Here is a 22,660-nt window from a genome sequence, read left to right on the forward strand (position 1 = left end):
TAAAATTGTGAATTACTGTTTACGCAGTTCTTATCTCATATCTCTTTGCCCAGTTTCCTCAATAATCTATTTTAAATACATCATACATAAATATACCAATACACAGCGCAAATTCTTAATTTTGTACGATCAATTATCAATTATCAATTTATGTCTTCCAACTCCCAAATTCACTCTCTCAATTGCAACGGCCGTTTAATACAGCTTGATACTCCAAAGATTATGGGAATCCTCAACCTTACACCCGATTCTTTTTCTGATGGGGGGAAGTTCAATAATGAAAGTTCAGCATTGAAACAAGCGGAAAAATTATTGAAAGACGGTGCCGAAATTATCGATATTGGCCCCCAGTCTACACGTCCCAATGCAGAATTTCTGAGCAGTGGAGAAGAGGTCGGCAGGATTGGAAATATCATTTCTCAGATTAAAAAAGAATTTCCGGACGTATTGGTTTCTCTTGATACATTTTATGCTGAGACCGTAAAGTTTGGATTTAACGAGGGAATTGATATCATTAATGATATTTCTGGCGGTCAGTATGACGATAAAATGTTTGATACAGTGGCAGAAACAAAGCTGCCTTACATTCTTATGCATATCAACCCTTCTTACGAAACCATGCATCATAAAATCCGGTTTGAAGACATCACCCTTGAGGTCAATCGATATTTCTCTGAAAAGGTTAATATACTGCTGAAAAAAGGAGCGAATGATATCATTCTTGATCCCGGTTTTGGCTTTGGAAAAACAGTGGAAGATCAGATGAAAATGATTAACGAAGTTAACTATCTTGGATTTGGAAGACTTCCTTTACTGATAGGAATTTCCAGAAAATCTTTTATCTATAAACCTCTCGGAAAATCCCCTCTGGATATCAACGATGAAACCCAGAAACTTCACCTGAAAGTACTGGAGCAGGGAGCCAAAATTCTGAGGGTTCACGATGTAGCAGAAGCAAAGAAAACTCTGATAGAATTTTGCGAAAAAAATAAAAAGTGTTAAAAAAACTTGTGAGTATTTAAAAAGTTTATACATTTGCAACATGAATTTTACGAATCAGAAAAATAGTATTGTCATTTCTATTATTGCTGTTGTCATTGATAACAGTAGGGAAACGGCATTTTAAAATAGATTTTTAATTTAAATTATATACAAGCCGTTTCATATTTGAAACGGCTTTTTTTGTTTTTAATTTTTTATTTGTACAGAATATGTATCAGTTACTAAACGTAATTATTATCGTCATTATTATTCCCTTGCGTCTGTGAGAAGGATAGTGTATGATCATACCTATATTGAGCCCTCTCACACTGTGAGAGGGCTTTTTTTATTCCTTATTGTTAAATTTTAACCCCATAATATGTACTACAACGACAACACTGTCATCTATTTTGACGGAAATTTCATGAAAGCCAGTGAGGCAGGAACAGATCTCTACGGACAATCACTTCACTATGGATATTCTGTTTTTGAAGGTATTAAATCCTATTCTACAGAACACGGAACCAGAATATTTAAAGCAGAAGAACACTATGAAAGACTTAAAAGATCAGCAGAGCTGATGCATATTCCGTTCAATTATTCCGTAGAACAGCTTACTGAGCTTACTTATGAACTGTTAGACCGCAACGGTTTCACAGACGCTTACATTCGCCCGTTAGTAACTTGTTCCCCGAATATGTCCCTTTCAAAAGGAAAAAAATCTTACCTCTCCCTCTTAGCCTGGGAATGGAGTAACGGATATCTGGCTGATAAGATGAAAATCATGACTTCAGAGTTTCAGCGGCCCAATCCTAAGGCTTTTAAGGTAGAGGCTAAAGTGGGAGGACATTACGTAAACTCTATTCTGGCCTGTCAGGATGCAAAAGATAAAGGCTATGATGAGGCTCTTGTATTGGATGAAAACGGGTATGTAGCTGAAAGCTCCGGAGCCAATGTATTCTACGAAAAAGACGGAGTACTCTTTACACCTGCAAAAGGAAGTATTCTTCCCGGGATTACGAGACAGACGGTCTTTGAAATCTGTGATGAATTAGATATTCCTGTTCAGGAAAAGTTCTTTACATCCGAAGAAATGCAGGGAGCTGATGCGGGGTTTTTCTGTGGAACAGCTGCCGAAATTGTTGCATTAGACTCACTGGATGATATTCCTTTTACAAGAAACTGGGAAGATACAGTAAGTAACAAAGTACAGCAGGCTTATTCAAAACTGGTAAGAGTTCTGTCATTGTAAATTTTTAAAATATAAATATTTAATTATCAGATTGATAGGTTCGTTTTTCAAATGATTGAGTATTGTAGTTTTCAGAAGATTTGAAAATGAAAAGATATTGCAAACTGTAGCTTTGGACCAAAATTAAGTAAAAACTTCATTTATGAATTTCGTAAAAGTTAAAATTTTTGGTTCCATAGGGAGGAATGGGAAACTGAATACAGAGAAGGGATGAGATTGCCAAAAGATCTGATAAACTGGGAATGCATATCATTGAAGTGATTCAGATCCAGCAGACAAGATGTTCAGCCTTCGAGGGAATAAAGAGATAAGATAAAAAGAGCCGGATTTTAAAGAAATAAAAAAGAAATAGCAGCATAATATGTTAAATAAATATTCAAAAACATTCACTCAGAATAGTGAACAGCCCGCCGCCAAAGCCATGCTTTACGGAATAGGTTTTACAGAAGAAGATATGCATAAGGCTCAGATCGGTATTGCCAGTATGGGCTATGACGGGAACACCTGTAATATGCACCTTAATGATCTTGCGAAAATGGTAAAAAAGGGAACATGGGAACATGGATTGGCAGGGTTAATATTCAATACCATTGGAGTGAGTGACGGAATGAGCAATGGAACAGACGGAATGCGTTATTCACTCGTAAGCCGCGATGTAATTGCCGACAGTATTGAAGCCATCTGCGGAGCACAGTATTATGACGGATTGATTGCGCTGCCAGGTTGTGATAAAAATATGCCGGGAACCATTATGGCTATGGGAAGACTGAACAGACCTTCTATTATGGTGTATGGCGGAACTATAGCTCCCGGATGCTATAAAGGAGAACAACTGAATATCGTTTCTGCTTTTGAAGCCTTAGGAAAAAAAATAGCAGGAGAAATTTCCGAAGAAGACTTTAATGGAGTTATTAAAAACTCATGTCCCGGTGCCGGAGCCTGTGGCGGAATGTACACAGCCAATACAATGGCTTCAGCAATAGAAGCATTGGGAATGAGTCTTCCTTATTCATCTTCCAATCCGGCTTTAAGCAAAGAAAAACACGAAGAATGCCGGGAGGTCGGGAAATACCTGAAAACATTGTTGGAAAAAGATATCAAACCATCTGATATCATGACCCGCAAAGCTTTTGAAAATGCACTTCGTATGATTGTTATTCTTGGAGGAAGTACCAATGCAGTGTTACATTTTATAGCGATGGCAAAAAGTGTGGGAGTACCATTGGATCAGGATGATTTTCAAAAAATGAGCGACTGTACGCCTGTTTTGGCAGACCTTAAACCAAGTGGGAAATACCTTATGCAGGACCTTTATGAACACGGAGGAGTGCCGGCGGTAATGAAATACCTTTTAAAAGAAGGATTACTACATGGTGATTGTTTGACCGTCACCGGAAAAACATTAGCTGAAAATCTGCAGAATATTCCGGATCTGGATTTTAGTAAGCAGAAGATCATAAGACCTCTTTCAAAACCTGTAAAAGAAACCGGGCATTTAAGAATACTCTATGGTAACCTCGCTGAAAAGGGAAGTGTGGCCAAGATCACAGGAAAAGAAGGGGAACGCTTTGTAGGAAAAGCCAGGGTATTTGACGGTGAGAAAAACCTCATCAGAGGAATTCAGGATGGAACAGTGCAGTATGGAGACGTTATTGTCATCAGAAATGAAGGCCCCAAAGGAGCCCCCGGAATGCCGGAAATGCTGAAACCAACCAGCGCTTTGATTGGTGCAGGGCTGGGAAGCAGTGTTGCTTTGATTACAGATGGCAGATTCAGCGGAGGGACACATGGTTTTGTAGTGGGACACATTACACCGGAAGCCTACGAAGGAGGCCTGATTGCCTTTGTAGAAAATAACGATCTGATCGAAATAGATGCAGTCAACAATACGATACAGCTCAAAGTTTCAGAAGAAGAAATTGAAAGAAGAAAACAGGGATGGCAAAAACCTTCCCTTAAAGTAAAGAAAGGACTGCTTTACAAATATGCATTAACTGTATCATCAGCTGCTGAAGGCTGTGTAACGGATGAAATCTCATAATCACAATATCATGGAGAATTTAAATAAATCTGCCAACACAGAAATGAGCGGAAGCAGGATCATACTGGAAGCATTTTTGCAGGAAGGCGTAAAAACAGTTTTTGGATATCCGGGAGGTGCCATTATTCCCATTTACGATGCACTTTATGACTATCATGGAAAACTGGAGCATATTCTGGTGCGCCATGAGCAGGCAGCTGTACATGCAGCGCAGGGATTGGCAAGAGTATCAGGAGAAGTAGGAGTGGTATTGGCTACCAGCGGGCCCGGAGCCACAAATCTTGTCACAGGATTAGCAGATGCTTTATTGGATAATACTCCTTTGGTATGTATTACAGGTCAGGTTTTTGAGCATCTTTTAGGAACAGATGCTTTTCAGGAAATTGATGTGATGAATGTGACGAGCCCTGTTACCAAATGGAATTATCAGGTGACTGACGCTAATGAACTTCCTGAAGTACTGGCTAAAGCTTTCTACATCGCAAAATCAGGGCGTCCGGGTCCAGTACTGGTTGATGTAACTAAAAATGCCCAGTTGCAGCATATCCTATACAAAGGATATTCTCCATGCCAGTCAATAAGAAGCTATAAACCCGATCCTGCTCCCTGCACAGAAAGTATAGAAAAAGCAGCAAACCTCATTAATCATGCAGAAAAGCCCTTTGTTATTGCCGGGCAGGGAATTATGCTGGGGAAAGCAGAAAAAGAATTTTTGCAGTTTGCAGAAAAATCAGGAATTCCAGTGGCATGGACGGTTTTAGGAATGAGTGCTATTCCCACTGATCATCCACAGTCGGTAGGGATGGTAGGGATGCACGGAAATTATGGTCCCAATGTGCTTACCAATGAATGTGATGTCCTTATTGCAGTAGGAATGCGCTTTGATGACAGAGTTACAGGAAGATTGGACCAGTATGCAAAACAGGCAAAGATCATTCATCTGGATATTGACAAAGCAGAAATTGATAAAAATGTAAAAGCAGATGTACCGATATTGGGAAACTGCAGGCAAACCCTGCCGCTTCTTACAGCTTTGATCAGAGAAAGAAAGCATTCCGAATGGCATCAGAAGTTCAAATACTGTTTTGAAATTGAAGATACCAGCCTGATCAGTAAAGAATTATATCCCTTAGAAGGAGAGATTACGATGGGAGAGGTAATCCGTTGCCTCAATGAGATGACCGCAGGCGAAGCGGTGATTGTTACAGATGTAGGACAGCACCAGATGTCCGCCTGCAGGTATTCTCGCTTTAAACATTCCAGAACCAATATTACAAGTGGAGGATTGGGTACAATGGGATTCTGTCTTCCCGCAGCAATAGGTGCGGCATATGGAGAAAAGAACCGTCCCGTCATTGCTATTATGGGAGATGGGGGAGCGCAGATGAATATTCAGGAGTTGGGAACTATCATGCAGTACCGCCCCGATGTTAAAATCTTAATTCTTAATAACTGCTATCTGGGAATGGTAAGACAGTGGCAGGAACTCTTTCATGAAGAAAGATATTCGTCTGTAGATATTCAGAGTCCGGATTTTGTACAGGTGGCAAAAGGATACAGCATTGAAGGAAATAAAGTTTCCCAGAGAAAAGACCTGGAAAATGCCCTTCAGAAAATGCTTGCTCATAAGGGAGCTTTCCTTCTGGAGGTGATGACAGGAAAAGAACATAATATATTTCCGATGATCCCACAGGGGAAAAGTGTTTCAGAAATTGTACTGGTTAATAAATAGATTAAAAAAAGAAAAAGATGAGAACAGAAAATAAAGAATATACCATCACGGCATATACAGAAGATTACCTGGGGTTGATCAGCAGGATCAATGCTATTTTTTCAAGAAGGAGAATCTCTATGGTGAACTTTAATGTGGGACCGTCTGACACAGAGCAGGTCAAAAAGTTTGTAATTGTGATAAGAGAAACAGAAGAATCAGTTCAGAAGATTACCAGACAGATGGAAAAACAGGTGGATGTATTGGAAGTTCATTATCATAAAAATCCACATTTCACGGCAATAGAATGTGCCAGCTAAGAATACAATAAATAAAATACATAATAAATAAAAATAAGAAAATGGCAAAATTGAATTTTGGAGGAGTTGAAGAAAACGTAGTAACAAGAGCAGAGTTCCCATTGGAAAAAGCTCAGGAAGTATTAAAAAATGAGGTAGTAGCCGTTATCGGATATGGAGTTCAGGGGCCGGGGCAGGCTCTTAATCAGAAAGATAACGGGATTAATGTAATTGTAGGACAGAGAAAGAACTCTAAATCCTGGGATAAGGCAGTGGCAGACGGTTTTGTTCCAGGTGAAACACTATTTGAAATTGAAGAAGCACTGGAAAAAGGAACAGTCATTTGCTATCTTTTAAGTGATGCAGCCCAGATTGAATATTGGCCTAAAGTGAAACAGCATCTTACCCCCGGAAAAGCATTGTATTTCTCCCATGGTTTTGGGATTACATTTAATGAGCGTACAGGAATTGTTCCCCCTGCAGACGTGGATGTGTTTTTAGTAGCTCCCAAAGGATCAGGAACTTCATTGAGAAGAATGTTTCTTCAGAACAGAGGACTGAACAGCAGTTTTGCAGTCTATCAGGATGCTACAGGAAAAGCAAGAGATAGAGTAAGCGCACTTGGAATTGCAATAGGCAGCGGCTATTTATTTGAAACCGATTTTAAAAAAGAAGTATACAGTGATCTTGCCGGAGAACGTGGAACTCTCATGGGGGCAGTACAGGGAATATTTGCTGCACAATATGATGTATTGAGAAAAAACGGACACAGCCCTTCTGAAGCTTTTAACGAAACCGTTGAAGAACTTACGCAGTCCCTTATGCCATTAGTTGCTGAAAACGGAATGGACTGGATGTATGCCAACTGCAGTACAACGGCCCAAAGAGGAGCACTGGACTGGTGGAAACGCTTCCGAGATGTTACCTCTCCTTTATTTGAAGAGTTGTATGATAATGTAGCAAAAGGGAACGAAGCCCAGCGTTCCATAGACAGTAACAGCAAACCGGATTACAGAGAAAAGCTGGAAGTAGAATTGACTGAATTGAGAGACAGCGAAATGTGGAAAGCAGGAAAGACCGTACGAAGTCTCAGACCCGAAAATAATTAATCCACCTTAAAAAGATGAAAATAGAAACATATTCCTCTATGTTGGAGAATGTCTGTAAAGCAGAGGAAAGACTTAGAAATGTAGTTGTAAAAACTCCTTTAGCTGCCAACAATAACCTTTCCTTCATTTATGAAGCGAAAATAAATTTTAAAAGAGAAGATCTCCAGCAGGTAAGATCCTACAAAATAAGAGGTGCTTATAATAAGATGGCTTCAATATCTTCTGAAAGTCTTGCGAAAGGAGTCGTTTGTGCCAGTGCGGGAAATCATGCTCAGGGAGTAGCTTTTGCATGCAGCACAATGAAAGTGAAAGGAACTATTTTCATGCCTCTGCCTACTCCCGGGCAAAAACTGGAGCAGGTAAAAATGTTTGGTGGAGATTATATTAACATTGTTCTTTACGGAGATACTTTTGATGAAGCAAAAGATGCAGCGATGCGATTTTGCAGTGAAAAAAACGGCGTATTCATTCATCCGTTTGATGATCTTGCCATTATTGAAGGGCAGGCCACAGTAGGAATAGAAATTCTGGAACAGACAAAAGAACCTGTAGATTATATTTTCGTTCCTATTGGCGGAGGCGGGCTGGCTGCGGGAATCTGCTCAGTATTTCAGATTTTGTCACCACAAACTAAAATTATAGGCGTAGAACCTTCAGCTGCTGCAAGTATGAAAAAGGCAATGGAGAAAGGGAAACCTGTACTTCTTGACAAAATAAGCAGATTTGTAGACGGTGCGGCAGTACAGCAGGTGGGGGAGATAACTTTTGAGCTTTGCAAAAATGTACTTTCAGATATAGTAACTGTAGATGAAGGGCTCGTATGTGAAACCATTCTTTCATTATATAATAAAGATGCGATAGTCGTAGAACCTGCTGGTGCTTTATCAATAGCCGCTTTGGAAAAATATAAAGAGGAAATAAAAGGAAAAAATGTAGTATGTATCATAAGCGGAAGCAATAATGATATTACCCGGATGGAGGAGATTAAAGAAAAGGCCCTGTTGCATGCCGGCCTGAAACATTATTTCCTGGTGAGATTTCCGCAGCGTCCCGGTGCTTTGAAAACCTTTGTAATGGATGTTCTGGGGCCTGATGATGATATTACCTATTTTGAATATACCCAAAAGAATTCAAAAGAAAAAGGAATAGCAGTCGTAGGTATTGCATTGAAACAAAACCTGGACTTTACTCCATTGATTGATAAAATGAAAAAGTATGATTTTTTTGTCAATTATCTCAACAATGATCCGTCTTTAATGAATTTACTTATTTAAATTTAATTCAGGCATTTTAAGATGAAAAAAGCTTCACAATTTGTGAAGCTTTTTTATTATTTATCTTTCAAGTGTAAAATTCGGAATGATTTTCGGACGCTCAGTTTCATTAGCTGCTTTCCAGGATGTTCTGTACATCCATTCTGTCATTTTATAAAGCTTTTTGTAATTGATGTTTTCAGATTCATCCTGTGGTGTATGGTATTGGTCATGCAATACGCTGGTGAAGAATATAGAAGGAATCCCGATTTTAGCATAAGGAAGATGATCACTTCTGAAGTAGAAATATTCCGCATGGCTGGGAGAGTCCCAGTCTTTCAGATATTTAAATTTTGTACTTTCATTATTGGCATCTTCAGCCATTTTCACAAGCTCTTCAGAGTTTTTGTGTGGAGTATTTCCTCCCAGTAAAGCCGCTTCATTATTATCATTTCTACCGATCATATCCCCATTCAAAACAGCTACAATATTTTCTTTCGGAACAACAGGATGTGCTGCGTGCCATCTGGAACCCAGTAAACCTCTTTCTTCAGCACCATGAAAAACAAATAAAATACTTCTTTTTCCAGGCTGTTTTTTATAAGCTCTTGCCATAGCGAGCATTGCGACACACGTGCTGGCATTATCATCAGCACCGTTATAGATGGTATCATTCTTTACAGGATGTCTTATCCCGTCATGATCCTGGTGTCCGCTTAATAAAACATATTCCTTTTTAAGAACAGGATCTGTACCCTCTATTTTTCCGATAATGTTCACAGAAGGGTATTTGTAGCTTTCTGTAATCAGGTTCAAAGAAACTTTAGGATTGTTTTTTACCCAGCCTGCATTTTCTCTTTTGATCCAAAGTACAGGAAGATTATTAGTGATCTTTTCTCGTAAACCTTCCACGCCATAGCTGCCTCTTGTCATTTGAGGAAGTATTTCTACCCAGCTTTTTTCAGAAATATCATCCGTAATGAAGATGATTGCTTTGGCACCCAGCTCAGAAGCTTTATTATAATATTTTGTTCTTACAAACCCAGGATATCTTCTTACGAAAAGAGTCATATCTTTCGAAATATTTTTATCAGAAGCATTTACAGCAAGAACTTTTCCTTTGATATTCAATTTGGAAAGATCCTCTGGTTCAGTAGTTCCGGCATAGATGATTTCCGAATCTATAGAAGCGTTTACAGGTTCCGCAACAAGGAAATCTTTCCATAATTTCAGATTTTGATCACCAATTTTCAGACTGCTTTGAGGAATGATCTGATGTCTGTACATATCAAAAAACTGGAAAAACGTTCCGTTATCTCCGGCAGGTTTCATTCCCGCTTCCTTAGCTTTATCAGCAAGCCACATTGAAACTTTCAGCTCGTCCAGCGTTCCTGCTTCACGACCCCAGAAAGAATCTGCTGCTAGTTGGTACATATCTGTACGAAGGTCAGACTCTTTGATCGCGGAAACCAATGGTTTTTTATAATTTTGAGCATTTCCGAGCGTAAATAAGAAAAGGCTCAGCAGAGAAAAAACATAATTTTTATTCATTGAAAATTTTAATTGAAGTTAGCCAATTTCTCTGAAAACTGTTTTGAAAATTCCTTTCTGTCTTCTTCCAGTTTTTCCGGGTTGGAAGGTAAAACATAATTAAAAAGGATCTTATCTTCATGATCTAAAAAGATGATTTCCTTTTCATTTCCATCGATCATCTGTGAGAAAATTTCCCACATCGGAGTGTCTTTTAATCTTAATAATTCAAAAAACTGTTCTGCTTTGATTTCGATTTTCTGCATATTCTTTTTAATATATATATTGTCGTTGAATGCTATTTTAAAACTAAAGATTTGTCTTCACCCGAACATTAAAATTCCAAAAACTTCAGCTTAAACTGAATGGCAAAGTTCTGCTTGAAATTAGGAGTTGCATAATAGCCTACTCTGTAGAATAATCCCAGATTAAAATAGCTGGACAGGAAATTGTTCCATTCCAAACCTACTTCCTGATACAGATGATCAAGTTTTCTGAATTTAAACTGATGATATTCCGGGTGCTTCATATCTCCGATAGTTCCCCTGAATACAAAATCAAAACTTGAAACATTGTGTCCAAAGCTTTTAAAATACAAGGGAAGTTTGTGAGTGAAATAATAGGCTATAAATTTGTCATTATAATATTTACCGCCCTCCAGCGTTGCAAAACCAAGATAAGAGGTAAGGTTAAAATTAAAGTCTTTGCCAGGAGAAGCAAGTCCGTTCATGGTAAAGTTTTTCCAGATTGGAGCCTGGCCTAAAACAGCCCCTCCATATAACCTGAAACCGGTAGTTCCGATTGGCGTTTTGAAATTATGAACAAAAAGGACATCAAAACGGGAATAATTAAAATCTCCGCCAAGCATTTTATAACTCTGCTCATAATTAAAATAAAGCTCAGGATATTTCTGATCGATCAGAGATTTTCCCTGTGGAGTCATAATATTGGTGGAATTCGGAGAATATTTTAACGTAAATAATGTGTTAAAATTTTTATAGGAAGTACCTCGGTCTCTGAACTGGTAGTCGAACTCAGCCTCTTCAATATTTCTTCTTGCTGCAAAGGCTAAGGTCAGACCATTCGTTACATCATTCATATAAGATAATGAGGCCCCTTTGAAGTGGAAATACCGGTCATTGTTCAGGTTATTACCGAAATTCATCATTCTCATTTTAAAATTCCACAGCTTTCTGTTGAATTCTCCCGAAGCCGTTACATCATCATACAATTCAAATCTGAAGATTGAATTTTTTTCCAAGGTAGTTTTCACATCCAGCCCCATTCCATACTTCCATCTTCTATCTTTCACACCATAGGCAAAATAATAATCCGGAGAAAAATAGGGATTGAAATTTTCATTGATTTTTGCCTTTAATCCTAGTCTGAACCCTTCATAAGAGTTGTAATTCACAATTTCATCTACAGCAAAGTCTACAGAGCGTACTCTGATCTGCCCGTTCAGTAATCCGGATAAGATCTGGGCCTTACTGTCTATATTATACTTTTTTCCTAAACTGTCTATTGTTTTATAGGTATTTTGCTCTCTGCTGGTAAGAGGATCAGTTCTGTATTTATCCAGAGAATGCCCGTCAATACTTTTTACTGAGAAGGTATACCCTTTAAAGTCTTTAGCCTTTTCTTCAATAGGGGATTCAAAATCAAAATATTTAGATGTCAGAAAGGCATAGGTGCCAAAGCTGTTTTTATCTTTTTTGTTGAGCCGGTCTTTATCGCCCATGGCCATTTTACCCATCTTAAGCTTTGCTTTTTCGTGAGCAAGGAACCATTTGTTATTGTAGAATACCCAGGTACTGGTAATAATCCCGTCGTTCTTATTTTTGCTGAAGTTTTCTATTTTTTTGATTCCGTAGGTTTCCGTATCTACATAGATGGCTCCATTGTATTTTCTTTTTCTGTCAGGATTCTTATAATTCACTTCGCGGAAGCGGATTACGAAGTTTTTTCTTCCGTCCAGCTCAATAGTATCAGACAGAAAAAATCTGTAAAGTCCTCTGTTTTCCGGTTTTACCTGTTCAGGAACTACATCTCTGTTACTTTGCTGAAGGGCAATCATCTCATAAATAGGCTGTCTCAGACCTGAGATCCTGTTATCCAGAATATTAATCTTTTCACCATACTTTCTGGAGTACAGAAACTCCTGCGCTCTTTCCCAAAGGAAAAGTTTACTCTTTGAAAATATCCTTCTTGCGGTAATATTATTAAGAGAGTCTTTTTCTCTTTTTTTCTTAAAAAGATTTAAGTCATTGAAATACTCCTGAAACTGAGAGATGCTGTCCTCATCAATATCCAGGGAAATTTTTTCATAAGATTTATAGGCATAGGAACCTAAACTTTTTGGAGAATTCTCATTGAATAGTTTGTTTACTTTTTTTAAAATTTCCAAAGCTCTGGGGTCACTTTTATCCTCAATGACTATTGCTTCAATAGCAGTTGTTATTGAAGTTTTTTTGACGAGCGCTACTTCCATGCTGCTTTCCGGTGCAACGGTTTCTTTCTGATAAGAGTCAGCGTCAATCTCTATGGTTTTGCACCCTGTTTTAAATTCCAAAATACCCTGTTCATTGGTATAGCCGATAACCTTGTTGTCACAGGAAATTTTGGCATTAGATACAGGTTTTTGACTGGTGTCATCCACAACTTTTATTTTTGATTGTGAAAACCCCAAAAAACAGATCAGAAAAAATAATAACAGTAAACCCCTTTTCATGTAAAAAAACTAGTTCAAAATTAATAATATTTATTGTGTTGGAAAAGTTTTTAACAGAGTATAACATTGATTTAATCTAATCTTCTAATGTGAGATTTTAATGATGCATTAAAGTTAATACAGCCTTGAAGAATATCTAGATAGTCTTTCTGTATTTAGAGCAGATTTTGAATAAAAAAACTCCCAAATAGATTATATTCAGGAGTTTTCAATATTTTAAAAGAATTTTTTCTATTCTTAAAGTGCTAAAGCTTTTTGATAAGCATTTTCCAATCCGTCAAGGTTTTTACCCCCTGCTGTTGCAAAGCCGGGATTTCCTCCGCCTCCGCCTTGGATTTCTTTTGCAAGATCTTTTACGATAGCTCCAGCCTGATAATCCTTTGCAAGATCATCAGAAACACCTACAGTAATCATAGGTTTTCCGTCCGCATCAGATAGGATTATGGTTACTGAAGCAGGGATTTCTCTTTTTAACTGGAATACGATATCTTTTACAGAACCTGCATCCAGAGAAGTTTTCTTTACCAGAAGCTGTTTATTGCCTTTCTGTTCATAAGCATTCTTCCATTCTCCGATTTCCCCTTTAGCTTTTTCCTTTTTAAGAGCATCCACTTCAGATCTTAATGAAGCATTCTCATCAATCAGTTTTTCTATAGATCTTACAACATCTTTAGATTTCAGCAATTGAGAAAGTTCAGAAATCTGCTTCTCAAGGTTTTTGAAATATGCTTCAGATTGATCACCTGAAATCGCTTCAATTCTTCTGATTCCTGCAGCAGCAGAACTTTCGGAAGTAATTTTGAAATGACCGATTTCGCTGGTGTTTTTTACGTGAGTTCCCCCGCAAAGTTCTTTTGAACTTCCGAACTGGATCATTCTCACACTGTCACCGTATTTTTCACCAAATAAAGCCATCGCTCCTTTATCCAGAGCTTCCTGGATAGGAATATTTCTGAATTCCTGTAAAGCAATACTTTCTTTGATCTTATGATTTACTTTTTCTTCAATTAAAGCCAATTCCTCCTCCGTCATTTTATTAAAGTGAGAGAAGTCGAAACGAAGATAATCAGGACCTACATAAGAACCTTTCTGTTCTACGTGAGTTCCTAAAACATCCCTTAGTGCTTCATGCAGAAGGTGAGTTACAGAGTGGTTGGCCTGAGAGTTCTTTCTTTCAGAAGCATTTACTTTAGCATTGAAAACCGCTTCCGGATTTTTTGGAAGACCGCTGATTAATGAAATAATCAATCCGTTTTCTTTCTTAGTCTCCAGTACTTCAACGCTTTCAGAAGCATTTTCCAATACTCCGTGATCTCCAACCTGTCCACCTCCTTCAGGGTAGAACGGAGAGCTGCTTAATACCACCTGATAAAATTCGCCGTCTTTGTTTTCTACCTTTCTGTATCTTGTAATATACGTTTCAGATTCTGTCTGGTCGTATCCTACAAATGTTTCAGGTTTATCTTCAAGATTTACCCAGTCATAGACTTTCTGAGCAGAATCTTGCTGAGAACGCTTTCTTTGCTTTTCTCTTTCAGCTTTAAATCCTTCCTCATCAATCGTTAACCCTTTTTCTTCTGCAATAATTCTTGTCAAATCATCCGGGAAACCATAAGTATCATACAACTCGAATACTTCAGGAGTGGGTAAGACTTTCTGATTATCTGCAATAGTCTGCTGAATTAATTTTTCAACTCTGATCAGACCCGTTTCAATAGTTTTAAGGAAAGATTCTTCTTCACTTTTAATTACCTCAGTCACCAAAGTTCCCTGTTTTTTCAGTTCCGGGAAGAATTCACCCATTTGTTCCTGAAGAACAGCAACTAATTTATAAAGGAAAGGTTCCTGCATTCCTAAGAATCTGTAAGCATAGGAAATTCCTCTTCTTAAAATTCTTCTGATCACATAACCTGCACCTCCGCTTGAAGGAAGCTGCCCGTCTGCAATAGCAAAAGAAACCGCTCTGATGTGGTCTACCACTACACGGATAGCAATATCCTTTTCATCTTCTAAGATTCCTGTGTATTTCTTACCGGAAAGTTCTTCCACCTTAGCAATCAATGGAGTGAAAACATCCGTATCATAGTTGGATGATTTTCCTTGAAGTGCCATGCAAAGACGCTCAAAGCCCATTCCTGTGTCCACGTGCTGAGCAGGAAGTTTTTCTAATGATTTATCTGCTTTTCTGTTGAATTCCATGAAAACCAGATTCCATACTTCCACCACTTGAGGATGGTCATTATTAACCAGTTCAAGCCCTGAAACTTTGGCTTTTTCTTCTGGCGTTCTCAAGTCAATATGGATTTCTGAACACGGCCCGCATGGTCCGCTTTCACCCATTTCCCAGAAGTTATCTTTCTTATTTCCGTTGATGATTCTGTCCTCAGAAATATGAGATTTCCAGAAATCGTAAGCATCCTGGTCTCTGTCTAGGTTTTCAGAAGCATCACCTTCAAAAATCGTTACATATAAATTGTCTTTTGGAATTCCGTATACTTCAGTAAGTAATTCCCAGGCAAAAGCAATAGCCTCTTTTTTGAAGTAATCCCCGAAAGACCAGTTTCCTAGCATTTCAAACATAGTGTGGTGGTAAGTATCTCTACCCACATCATCCAAATCATTATGCTTCCCTGAAACCCTAAGACACTTTTGTGTATCGGCAATTCTAGGGGCGGTAGGAGTTTTGTAGCCCAGGAAAAAATCCTTGAACTGCGTCATTCCTGAGTTGGAAAACATAAGGGTAGGATCATCTTTCAGCACAATAGGAGCTGAAGGAACGATAAGGTGCTCCTTACTTTTAAAATAATCTAAAAATTTTTGACGTATCTCTTGTGATGTCATAGTATTGCTTTTGCTTTTTTTAATATCAAATTTTGATAAGATGCAAATTTAAGATTTTTAGGTGATTTAATGTCTAATATTTGACATTTTCAAGGTTGATTCGCCAAATATTACCTATAATAGTTTCTGTAGCAATGAATATATTCGCATTGTTTTTTAAAAAAACATAATGACGCAAAGTTTTTTGAATCATTTCTTTACGCTTTAAAAACATTCTTATTATCTGAAATTTTTTATGCCTTTGCCTTTTCCAATAGTAAAATCTGCTATAATGTTAAAAACCATTAGTACCCCGAATGTTTTTTGTTCATCTCCATTTAACTTATTATCTTCGTTATGATCTGAATAAGATAAAATCAGTCGCCCGATGATGAAAAATGAGACGCTGAAAAGCTGGATAGAGCTATATTCAGGACCACTTTTAAAGAAAGCACTGTATGTACTTTCTAATAAAGAAGATGCACAGGATGTAGTTCAGGACGTTTTTCTGGCTGCCTATTCTGCCTATGATTCTTTTGAAGGAAAAAGCCAGCCTTTAACATGGCTGATGGCTATTCTCAACAGAAAAGTTGCTGATTTTTACAGGAAAAAATATAAATCTGAAACCAACATCAGACTCGATCATTTTTTTGATGAAACAGGATCATGGAAGAGTAATGATGTTCTGAAGGACTGGAATGTATCAGGAACAGAAACTGAACTTTTGGACAATCATGATTTTAACAAAACATTGGAAGAATGTATTGAAGAATTGCCCGCCAGATGGAAAATCCTGTTAAAAATGTATTACATCGAAGAAAAAAAAGCACCGGAAGTAAGTCAGGAATTGAATGTTTCAACGACTAACCTTTGGAAGATTCTTCAAAGAAGCCGGATGCAGCTGAGAGAATGCCTGGAGTTCAACTGGTTTTCAAGATGATAAGTGAAATGATAAAAAAGATTCTACATATATTGTTTTTACCCTGCAGCGAGGCAACTCTGCTGATGGAAAAACGTAATGCCCAATCCATTTCTGCGAAAGAAAACCGGATGCTGAGCCTGCACCTGATGATCTGCAAATGGTGCAAGATGTACAATGAAAAATTGAAAGTACTGGATAAGATTTTTGAAAAGACATTTTCTGAAAAGAAAACTGAAATAAATGAGTCTGAAATTCAGGATTTTAAAAATAAAATGATTGATAAATTAAATTTTTAAGAAAATTTTGTCAGGATTTTGAAATTGCCCCGACTATACTTTTGAAAACAACAAAGTATTCATTCAAAATCTTAAAAATATGGTCGGATCAACAAACGCGTTCAGCAAAAATCAATTACTATCCAGGTCAGGATATTATATCTCGCTTTTCGGAGCAGCTCTTATATTACTCTGGATAGGAATTTTCAAATTTACACCTACTGAGGCAGCATCTATAAAACCTCTGGTAGAAAACCATTTTCTCACGTTTTTCGTATATAAAGTACTCAGTGGTCAGACAGTGTCAAACCTTATCGGAACGATAGAAATTATCATTGCCTTATTACTGATATTTAGTGCGAAATTTGCTGTACTAAAGAAGTATGCAGGAATAGGAATGATAGTTACTTTTCTGGTGACACTAAGCTATCTGTTTACCACCCCGGGAATATGGAAGGTAGTAGATGGAGTTCCTGTAACGGACTTTTTTATCTTAAAAGATCTGATGCTTTTAGGATTTGGATTAATGATTGTTCAAGATAATAAATAATGAATAAAAAGCTAAATATGAAAAATATATTAATTGTACTCGGAATCATTCTGGGTATAGCAGCCTTTGCTGCAGGGTCGGGGCTTTTCAAGCAAAACAAGCCAGGGCAAGTTGAAGTGAAAAAGGAAAAAGAGGAAATTATGGATAATAAAAACGTTAAAGAAATTTATTTTGCAGGTGGATGTTTTTGGGGAACAGAGCATTTCTTTCAACAGATTCGCGGAGTAGTAGGAACAGAGGTAGGATATGCCAACGGAAATACTCAAAACCCAACTTATGAAGAAGTGGTAAGCCATACGACAGGCTTTGCAGAAACAGTAAAAGTGAAATATGATCCTGAACAGGTTGATTTGAAACTGCTGATTGATCTGTATTTTAAAACAATCGATCCTACCAGCAAAGATCAGCAGGGAAATGACAGAGGAAATCAATACAGAACAGGAATTTATTATACCGATAAAACAGCTGAAAGCGTTGTGAAAGATGAAGTTCAGAAGTTAGCAAAAAGCTATAGTAAACCAGTGGTGGTCGAAACTATTCCATTGAAAAATTTCTATAGAGCAGAAGATTATCATCAGGATTATCTGGATAAAAATCCGGGAGGGTATTGCCATATTGAACCAGGACTTTTTGAAATGGCCAAAAAGGCTAATCCACTTCCTAAGCCGGCTTATCATAAACAGGATAAGAAGGTTCTAAAAGAGAAACTGACGGCGGAACAATATAACGTTACTCAGGAAAACGGTACGGAAAGAGCTTTTCAAAATGAATACTGGAATGAAACCCGTGAAGGAATCTATGTAGATATCACAACGGGTGAACCTTTATTTGTTTCCACAGATAAGTTCGAATCCGGTTGCGGGTGGCCAAGCTTTTCAAAACCGATTACGAAAAGTTTGATTGACGAAAAACTGGACCGTACGCATGGAATGGATAGAGTAGAGGTAAGAAGTAAAACCGGAGATGCCCATTTAGGCCATGTCTTTACGGATGGTCCTGCAGATAAAGGAGGTCTTCGTTATTGTATCAACAGTGCTTCCCTGAAATTTATTCCAAAAGCAGAGATGGAGAACAAAGGATACGGAAAATATCTTCCGTTGTTAGATAAAAAGTAATTTGAAAGGAAGGCTGCCATTTGGCAGCCTTTTATTTTGGACTGGTGAAATATCACATTTGAAATCTTTCTTTAATGCTTAGCATGGAGATATTCAGAAATATCAGAAATCCGAAAATAATATAACACGCCTCTTTTGGAAAAGAAGTGAAAGCATTGAAGATTTTTCCATAAATAGGCGATTCAAAAGTGTCAACACTTGATGCTGTCAAATCTATTGTATCATTACAAAGTAAGCATTCATATTCGGGTTGTTCAGCATTAGGATCCTTATAGCTGTAAACAGCAAATATGTTCCCTGTTTTATCCATATCAATGGCATATTCCTCCTGTCGGGCTATATGCAGATCATTCAAAATAGATACAAAATCACCATATGTATTATGCTGTCCTAAGATAAACTCAATGCCAGATTCCTTTATGTTTCTTTTCTGAAGGTTTTTTAGTTCAGAAACGTATGACTTTGAGTCCTGATCAGCCCTACCCGGAGCTACTTTTATTTTCTTGTAATTCCAGTTTCTTATTGATTCAAAGGTATAATCATAATTTTTCTTATTCTTGTCTAACTTTATCGGAAGTCCGATATCTATAACAGAGATATTAATTTGTTCAAACTTCTGATTTCCATAATACCAGAATAAAATAGGAATAAGAACAGCGCTGATCAGTCCCGGAACGTAGTATATTTTTTTCACGGTTAGTGTTTTTACTTCAACTGAATGAAAATATTAAGCCAAAAAAGTGATCCGAAATGAACCACTTTTTTAGAATTATCTTTATTATTTGAGAATAGCTTACCAATCACGTTTTCTCAAAATCCAGTAAGATCCGAAGATAAAAACAGCACACCATACCAAACAGGCAATTAAACTTTCTGTAGGGTAGTGGAATTCATATTTTACACCCATCATTTTTACCATATTTAATCTCATCATAGGATTAGGAATAAGGCTTGACATACTTTCTAAAGGCAGAAGATGGGTCACAAAAAAATCGTTTTGCAGTATCTCATTTCTTTGCGGACCCTGCATTCCACTTACTTTTGTGTATACTTCAACGGCTGTCAATATTCCCTCACCAATCCAGAAAACGAAAAGAGCAAGAAATACAAAAACAGATTTTCTGAGTAAAATAGAAAGGAACATTAAGAAACAGAAGAACGTAAACAGCTTTACAAAGTAATTTCCAATAAAGAAAATCTCTCCAAAAACCTTTGCAGATTCTTTGGTGTTCGAATATTTGTATCCTAGAAACATTGTAAGAGCAAATACAATGAGGGTAGAAACAATGGTGAAAATCCCGATTGTCAACAATTTTGAAGTGATGAATTCTTTTCTGCTCAATCCGTCAATGGTATTCTGCTTAAACATCCGGTTGCTGAATTCCTGTGAAATTGAAAAAACAATGATCAACCCTAAGAAAATTTTCAATAAAGCAACAATCCATGTGGTGAAATTCCATATTTCAGGAAAATTATAAATCCCCTGTTCTTTTAAATTAATGGTTCCTCCAAAAAGATCAAAATCCACCAACCCAATAAAAAGCAATGCAATAAGAATGGCAAAATAGAGTATTGTGAAAACCTTGAATGGTTTGTAATTCAGGTTTTTATAGTATTCTAATTTTAATAGTTTTATCATGATTAATTGGTGTTTTTTACAAGTTCAAGGAATTGAGATTCAAGAGACATTTTTTTCTTTGTTAAATGAGATAGAAAAATCCCTTTTTCTGCTAGTTTTTGATTCAAGGCTGAAGCTGAAATCGATGCATCATCACGTATCTGGGCTTTTATCAGATCTCCTGTCTGGTTAATAGATGTAAACCATTGAAGTTCATTCAAGGTGCTTAAAAGCAATGCATTATTGTCTGCTTTTAATTCAAAATATCCATTATTCGCGGTCATTTCGTCCACTCTTCCACAATAAATTGAGTTTCCTTCTTTTAATACAATAACATGGCTGCATATTTTCTCAATTTCATCAAGAAGGTGGCTTGCAATGATAATCGTAATCCCTTGTTTAGCAATATTGTTGATGATGTCACGGATCTGGATAATTCCTTCAGGATCCAGCCCGTTTGTTGGTTCATCTAAAATTAAGACTTCAGGATTGTTCAACAGGGCAGAAGCAATAGCAAGTCGCTGTTTCATCCCCAGAGAATAAGTTTTGAAGGTATCTTTTCTTCTTTCATACAGATTAACGACTTTCAGCACTTCTTCAATCCTGGAATAAGAAACACTTTTAATTTCAGCAACGATTTTAAGGTTGGTTTCAGCACTTAAATAAGGATAGAAGTTGGGCTGTTCAATAATTGCTCCGATTCTTTTTAACGTTTCAGGATCTGTTCCTTTTTTGCCAAACCAAAACCAATCTCCACTGGTAGGATTGATTGTGGAAAGAAGCATCCCGAAGGTTGTGGATTTTCCGCTGCCATTGGGACCCAGAAGTCCGTAGACATTCCCTTTTTCTACGTCAAAAGAAATATTATTGACAACCACTCTTTTGAATTTTTTTGTCAGATTCTTTACTGATAAAATTTTTTCCATGTAATTTGTTTTACATAGTAGTAGTCTATGTAAATTAGAAAATGTTACAATAATTATCATAAATCAATTTACATTTAATGATAAATACATTAAATTTGATAGAATTAATCAACAGTTATGAAGTTAATTGAACTGGCAGAAGAATTGAAAGTTTCTGCAGAAGCCATTAAACAGTTTATACAAGATTTTGATCTTGAATTGGTAGACTGTATGAGTACAAACTTTGATGTAAAAGAGGATTTTGAAAAATTTGCCCGTGAAAATGTAGATTTTTTGAGACTGTATGAAAAGGACCTGGACAAAAATAAAACACTGGAGCAGATTGCTGAAGTCATTAATCAGCCTAAAGATAAAGTTGAAAAAGCAATTAAAGATAACAACCTCAATATTTTTGATAATGGCTTCTTTAAGTCTTCGATTTCGAGCTATGGGATCGATAACAAACTGGGCGGAAACTATAAATTTGTCTATGACTATTTTGGCCATCAGACCAGTTTGCAAAAGAGAGATTTTATAGGATACAGAGACTTGTTCTTTTATACCTCCACCCTACTGGAACCTTTTCTGAATCCTCAGCAGATTAAAGATTGGGGAATCAATAAGCCTGCGGGAATTATCCTTTATGGTCCACCGGGAAGCGGGAAAATTTTTTGGGCAAACAAAATTGCCGAGATTATCGGATATCAGTTTAAAGAAGTCAAAAAACATTATCTGGGAACATCTTGGGTTGATGGTAATGAGATTAATTTCAGTGATTTCCTGTTAACCATGATGAAGGAAAACAAAGTACTGCTTTTCCTTGATGATTTTGATGAAATTATGATGCAGAGAAGATCTGATAACGATATTACGTCATGTAATCTCGAAGCTCAGGAGCTTATTCTTCATTATATCGGGAAATTTGAAAAAGAGGGAGTACTCATGGTAGGTTCTGCCAATTCCGTTTCGGAAATTGATGAAGAAATTTTGGCTCCAGGGAGATTTGATGTGCTGATTCCTATATTTCCTCCCAATGCCGGAGAGCGTTCAGAAATTATTTTATATGCCATGACAAAAGGCCTTGAAGAAGATTCTCTGCTTTATAAAATACTAAAGAACAATAAAGCTGACAAAGTTCCTTTCTGGCATGACATCGCTTCTAAAATGAAAGCCTTCAGCAATACCATGCTGATCGACTTCACCCAAAGTCTGAAAAAACGGATTAAAAATCTTTACCAGAGAACAAAAAATGAAAAGCTTAAAATAGATCAGAACCTTCTGAATGCTGCTTTAAGAGATGCCGGAGGAAAACTTACTGAAGAATACCTTGATCAGGTGGCCAGGTTCTTGGCGGATGTTATTATTAATAATTTTGATGAATTCCGCCTTAGAATACAGGCCCTGAAAAACGAACTGGATACTTATAAAGCTGTAGAAGAACCAACAAGAGAAATTGGTTTTCATCATAATGATGCGAAAGAAGAAGGGAAGAGTTGATAATTAAAAATAAAAAATTGACAGTTAAAAATTGAAAATGATGAGGTTAAG

19 protein-coding genes are annotated in these 22,660 nt (G+C 37.1%); 12 read left to right on the top strand and 7 right to left on the bottom strand.

What is annotated here, in order from left to right:
• The first annotated feature begins 150 nt into the window (after window positions 1-150).
• From folP to ilvA, 7 genes are all read left to right on the top strand, one after another.
• A complete protein-coding gene (gene folP, locus LF887_RS06570; protein WP_236858045.1) occupies window positions 151-1,002 on the top strand; it encodes a dihydropteroate synthase in 852 nt (283 codons plus the stop codon).
• Between the two features lie 358 nt (window positions 1,003-1,360).
• On the top strand, window positions 1,361-2,233 hold the full coding sequence (gene ilvE, locus LF887_RS06575; RefSeq protein WP_236858046.1) for a branched-chain-amino-acid transaminase: 873 nt from the start codon (window positions 1,361-1,363) through the stop codon (window positions 2,231-2,233).
• A 361-nt stretch (window positions 2,234-2,594) separates the two neighbouring features.
• On the top strand, window positions 2,595-4,274 hold the full coding sequence (gene ilvD, locus LF887_RS06580; RefSeq protein ID WP_236858047.1) for a dihydroxy-acid dehydratase: 1,680 nt from the start codon (window positions 2,595-2,597) through the stop codon (window positions 4,272-4,274).
• Window positions 4,275-4,284: 10 nt separating this feature from the next.
• Complete coding sequence (ilvB, locus tag LF887_RS06585; protein WP_236858048.1) at window positions 4,285-6,006, top strand: biosynthetic-type acetolactate synthase large subunit; 1,722 nt, start codon at window positions 4,285-4,287, stop codon at window positions 6,004-6,006.
• A gap of 17 nt (window positions 6,007-6,023) precedes the next feature.
• A complete protein-coding gene (locus tag LF887_RS06590) occupies window positions 6,024-6,305 on the top strand; it encodes an ACT domain-containing protein (protein ID WP_236858049.1) in 282 nt (93 codons plus the stop codon).
• A 41-nt stretch (window positions 6,306-6,346) separates the two neighbouring features.
• Window positions 6,347-7,393, top strand: coding sequence for a ketol-acid reductoisomerase (ilvC, locus tag LF887_RS06595; RefSeq protein ID WP_236858050.1), 1,047 nt, complete (start codon window positions 6,347-6,349; stop codon window positions 7,391-7,393).
• A 14-nt stretch (window positions 7,394-7,407) separates the two neighbouring features.
• Entirely contained in the window at window positions 7,408-8,667 is a 1,260-nt protein-coding gene (ilvA, locus tag LF887_RS06600; RefSeq protein ID WP_236858051.1) for a threonine ammonia-lyase IlvA, read from the top strand.
• A 60-nt stretch (window positions 8,668-8,727) separates the two neighbouring features.
• Here ilvA and LF887_RS06605 read toward each other — a convergent pair whose 3' ends face one another.
• From LF887_RS06605 to alaS, 4 genes are all read right to left on the bottom strand, one after another.
• A complete protein-coding gene (locus tag LF887_RS06605; RefSeq protein ID WP_236858052.1) occupies window positions 8,728-10,197 on the bottom strand; it encodes a M20/M25/M40 family metallo-hydrolase in 1,470 nt (489 codons plus the stop codon).
• Between the two features lie 8 nt (window positions 10,198-10,205).
• Entirely contained in the window at window positions 10,206-10,442 is a 237-nt protein-coding gene (locus LF887_RS06610; RefSeq protein WP_236858053.1) for a hypothetical protein, read from the bottom strand.
• Window positions 10,443-10,510: 68 nt separating this feature from the next.
• On the bottom strand, window positions 10,511-12,835 hold the full coding sequence (locus tag LF887_RS06615; RefSeq protein ID WP_236858054.1) for a hypothetical protein: 2,325 nt from the start codon (window positions 12,833-12,835) through the stop codon (window positions 10,511-10,513).
• Between the two features lie 309 nt (window positions 12,836-13,144).
• Window positions 13,145-15,748, bottom strand: a complete 2,604-nt coding sequence (alaS, locus tag LF887_RS06620; protein WP_236858055.1) for an alanine--tRNA ligase — start codon at window positions 15,746-15,748, stop codon at window positions 13,145-13,147.
• Window positions 15,749-16,115: 367 nt separating this feature from the next.
• Here alaS and LF887_RS06625 point away from each other — a divergent pair, with 367 nt between their 5' ends.
• The 4 genes from LF887_RS06625 (at window position 16,116) to msrB (ending at window position 18,589) form a co-directional block, all read left to right on the top strand.
• Entirely contained in the window at window positions 16,116-16,667 is a 552-nt protein-coding gene (locus LF887_RS06625) for a sigma-70 family RNA polymerase sigma factor (RefSeq protein WP_236858056.1), read from the top strand.
• A 65-nt stretch (window positions 16,668-16,732) separates the two neighbouring features.
• A complete protein-coding gene (locus LF887_RS06630; RefSeq protein ID WP_236858057.1) occupies window positions 16,733-16,945 on the top strand; it encodes a hypothetical protein in 213 nt (70 codons plus the stop codon).
• A 79-nt stretch (window positions 16,946-17,024) separates the two neighbouring features.
• Window positions 17,025-17,474, top strand: a complete 450-nt coding sequence (locus tag LF887_RS06635) for a DUF417 family protein (RefSeq protein ID WP_236858058.1) — start codon at window positions 17,025-17,027, stop codon at window positions 17,472-17,474.
• A 17-nt stretch (window positions 17,475-17,491) separates the two neighbouring features.
• Window positions 17,492-18,589, top strand: coding sequence for a peptide-methionine (R)-S-oxide reductase MsrB (gene msrB / locus LF887_RS06640; protein WP_236858059.1), 1,098 nt, complete (start codon window positions 17,492-17,494; stop codon window positions 18,587-18,589).
• A 52-nt stretch (window positions 18,590-18,641) separates the two neighbouring features.
• Here msrB and LF887_RS06645 read toward each other — a convergent pair whose 3' ends face one another.
• The 3 genes from LF887_RS06645 to LF887_RS06655 form a co-directional block, all read right to left on the bottom strand.
• Complete coding sequence (locus tag LF887_RS06645; protein ID WP_236858060.1) at window positions 18,642-19,283, bottom strand: hypothetical protein; 642 nt, start codon at window positions 19,281-19,283, stop codon at window positions 18,642-18,644.
• A 99-nt stretch (window positions 19,284-19,382) separates the two neighbouring features.
• A complete protein-coding gene (locus LF887_RS06650) occupies window positions 19,383-20,228 on the bottom strand; it encodes an ABC transporter permease (RefSeq protein ID WP_236858061.1) in 846 nt (281 codons plus the stop codon).
• Window positions 20,229-20,230: 2 nt separating this feature from the next.
• Window positions 20,231-21,133, bottom strand: a complete 903-nt coding sequence (locus tag LF887_RS06655) for an ABC transporter ATP-binding protein (protein ID WP_236858062.1) — start codon at window positions 21,131-21,133, stop codon at window positions 20,231-20,233.
• A 117-nt stretch (window positions 21,134-21,250) separates the two neighbouring features.
• On the opposite strand from LF887_RS06655, the gene LF887_RS06660 reads away from it, so the two are divergent.
• Window positions 21,251-22,609, top strand: coding sequence for an AAA family ATPase (locus LF887_RS06660; RefSeq protein ID WP_236858063.1), 1,359 nt, complete (start codon window positions 21,251-21,253; stop codon window positions 22,607-22,609).
• Window positions 22,610-22,660: the final 51 nt, after the last annotated feature.

Origin of the sequence: Chryseobacterium sp. MEBOG06 (assembly GCF_021869765.1) — a bacterium.
In the GTDB taxonomy this organism is placed as follows: domain Bacteria; phylum Bacteroidota; class Bacteroidia; order Flavobacteriales; family Weeksellaceae; genus Chryseobacterium.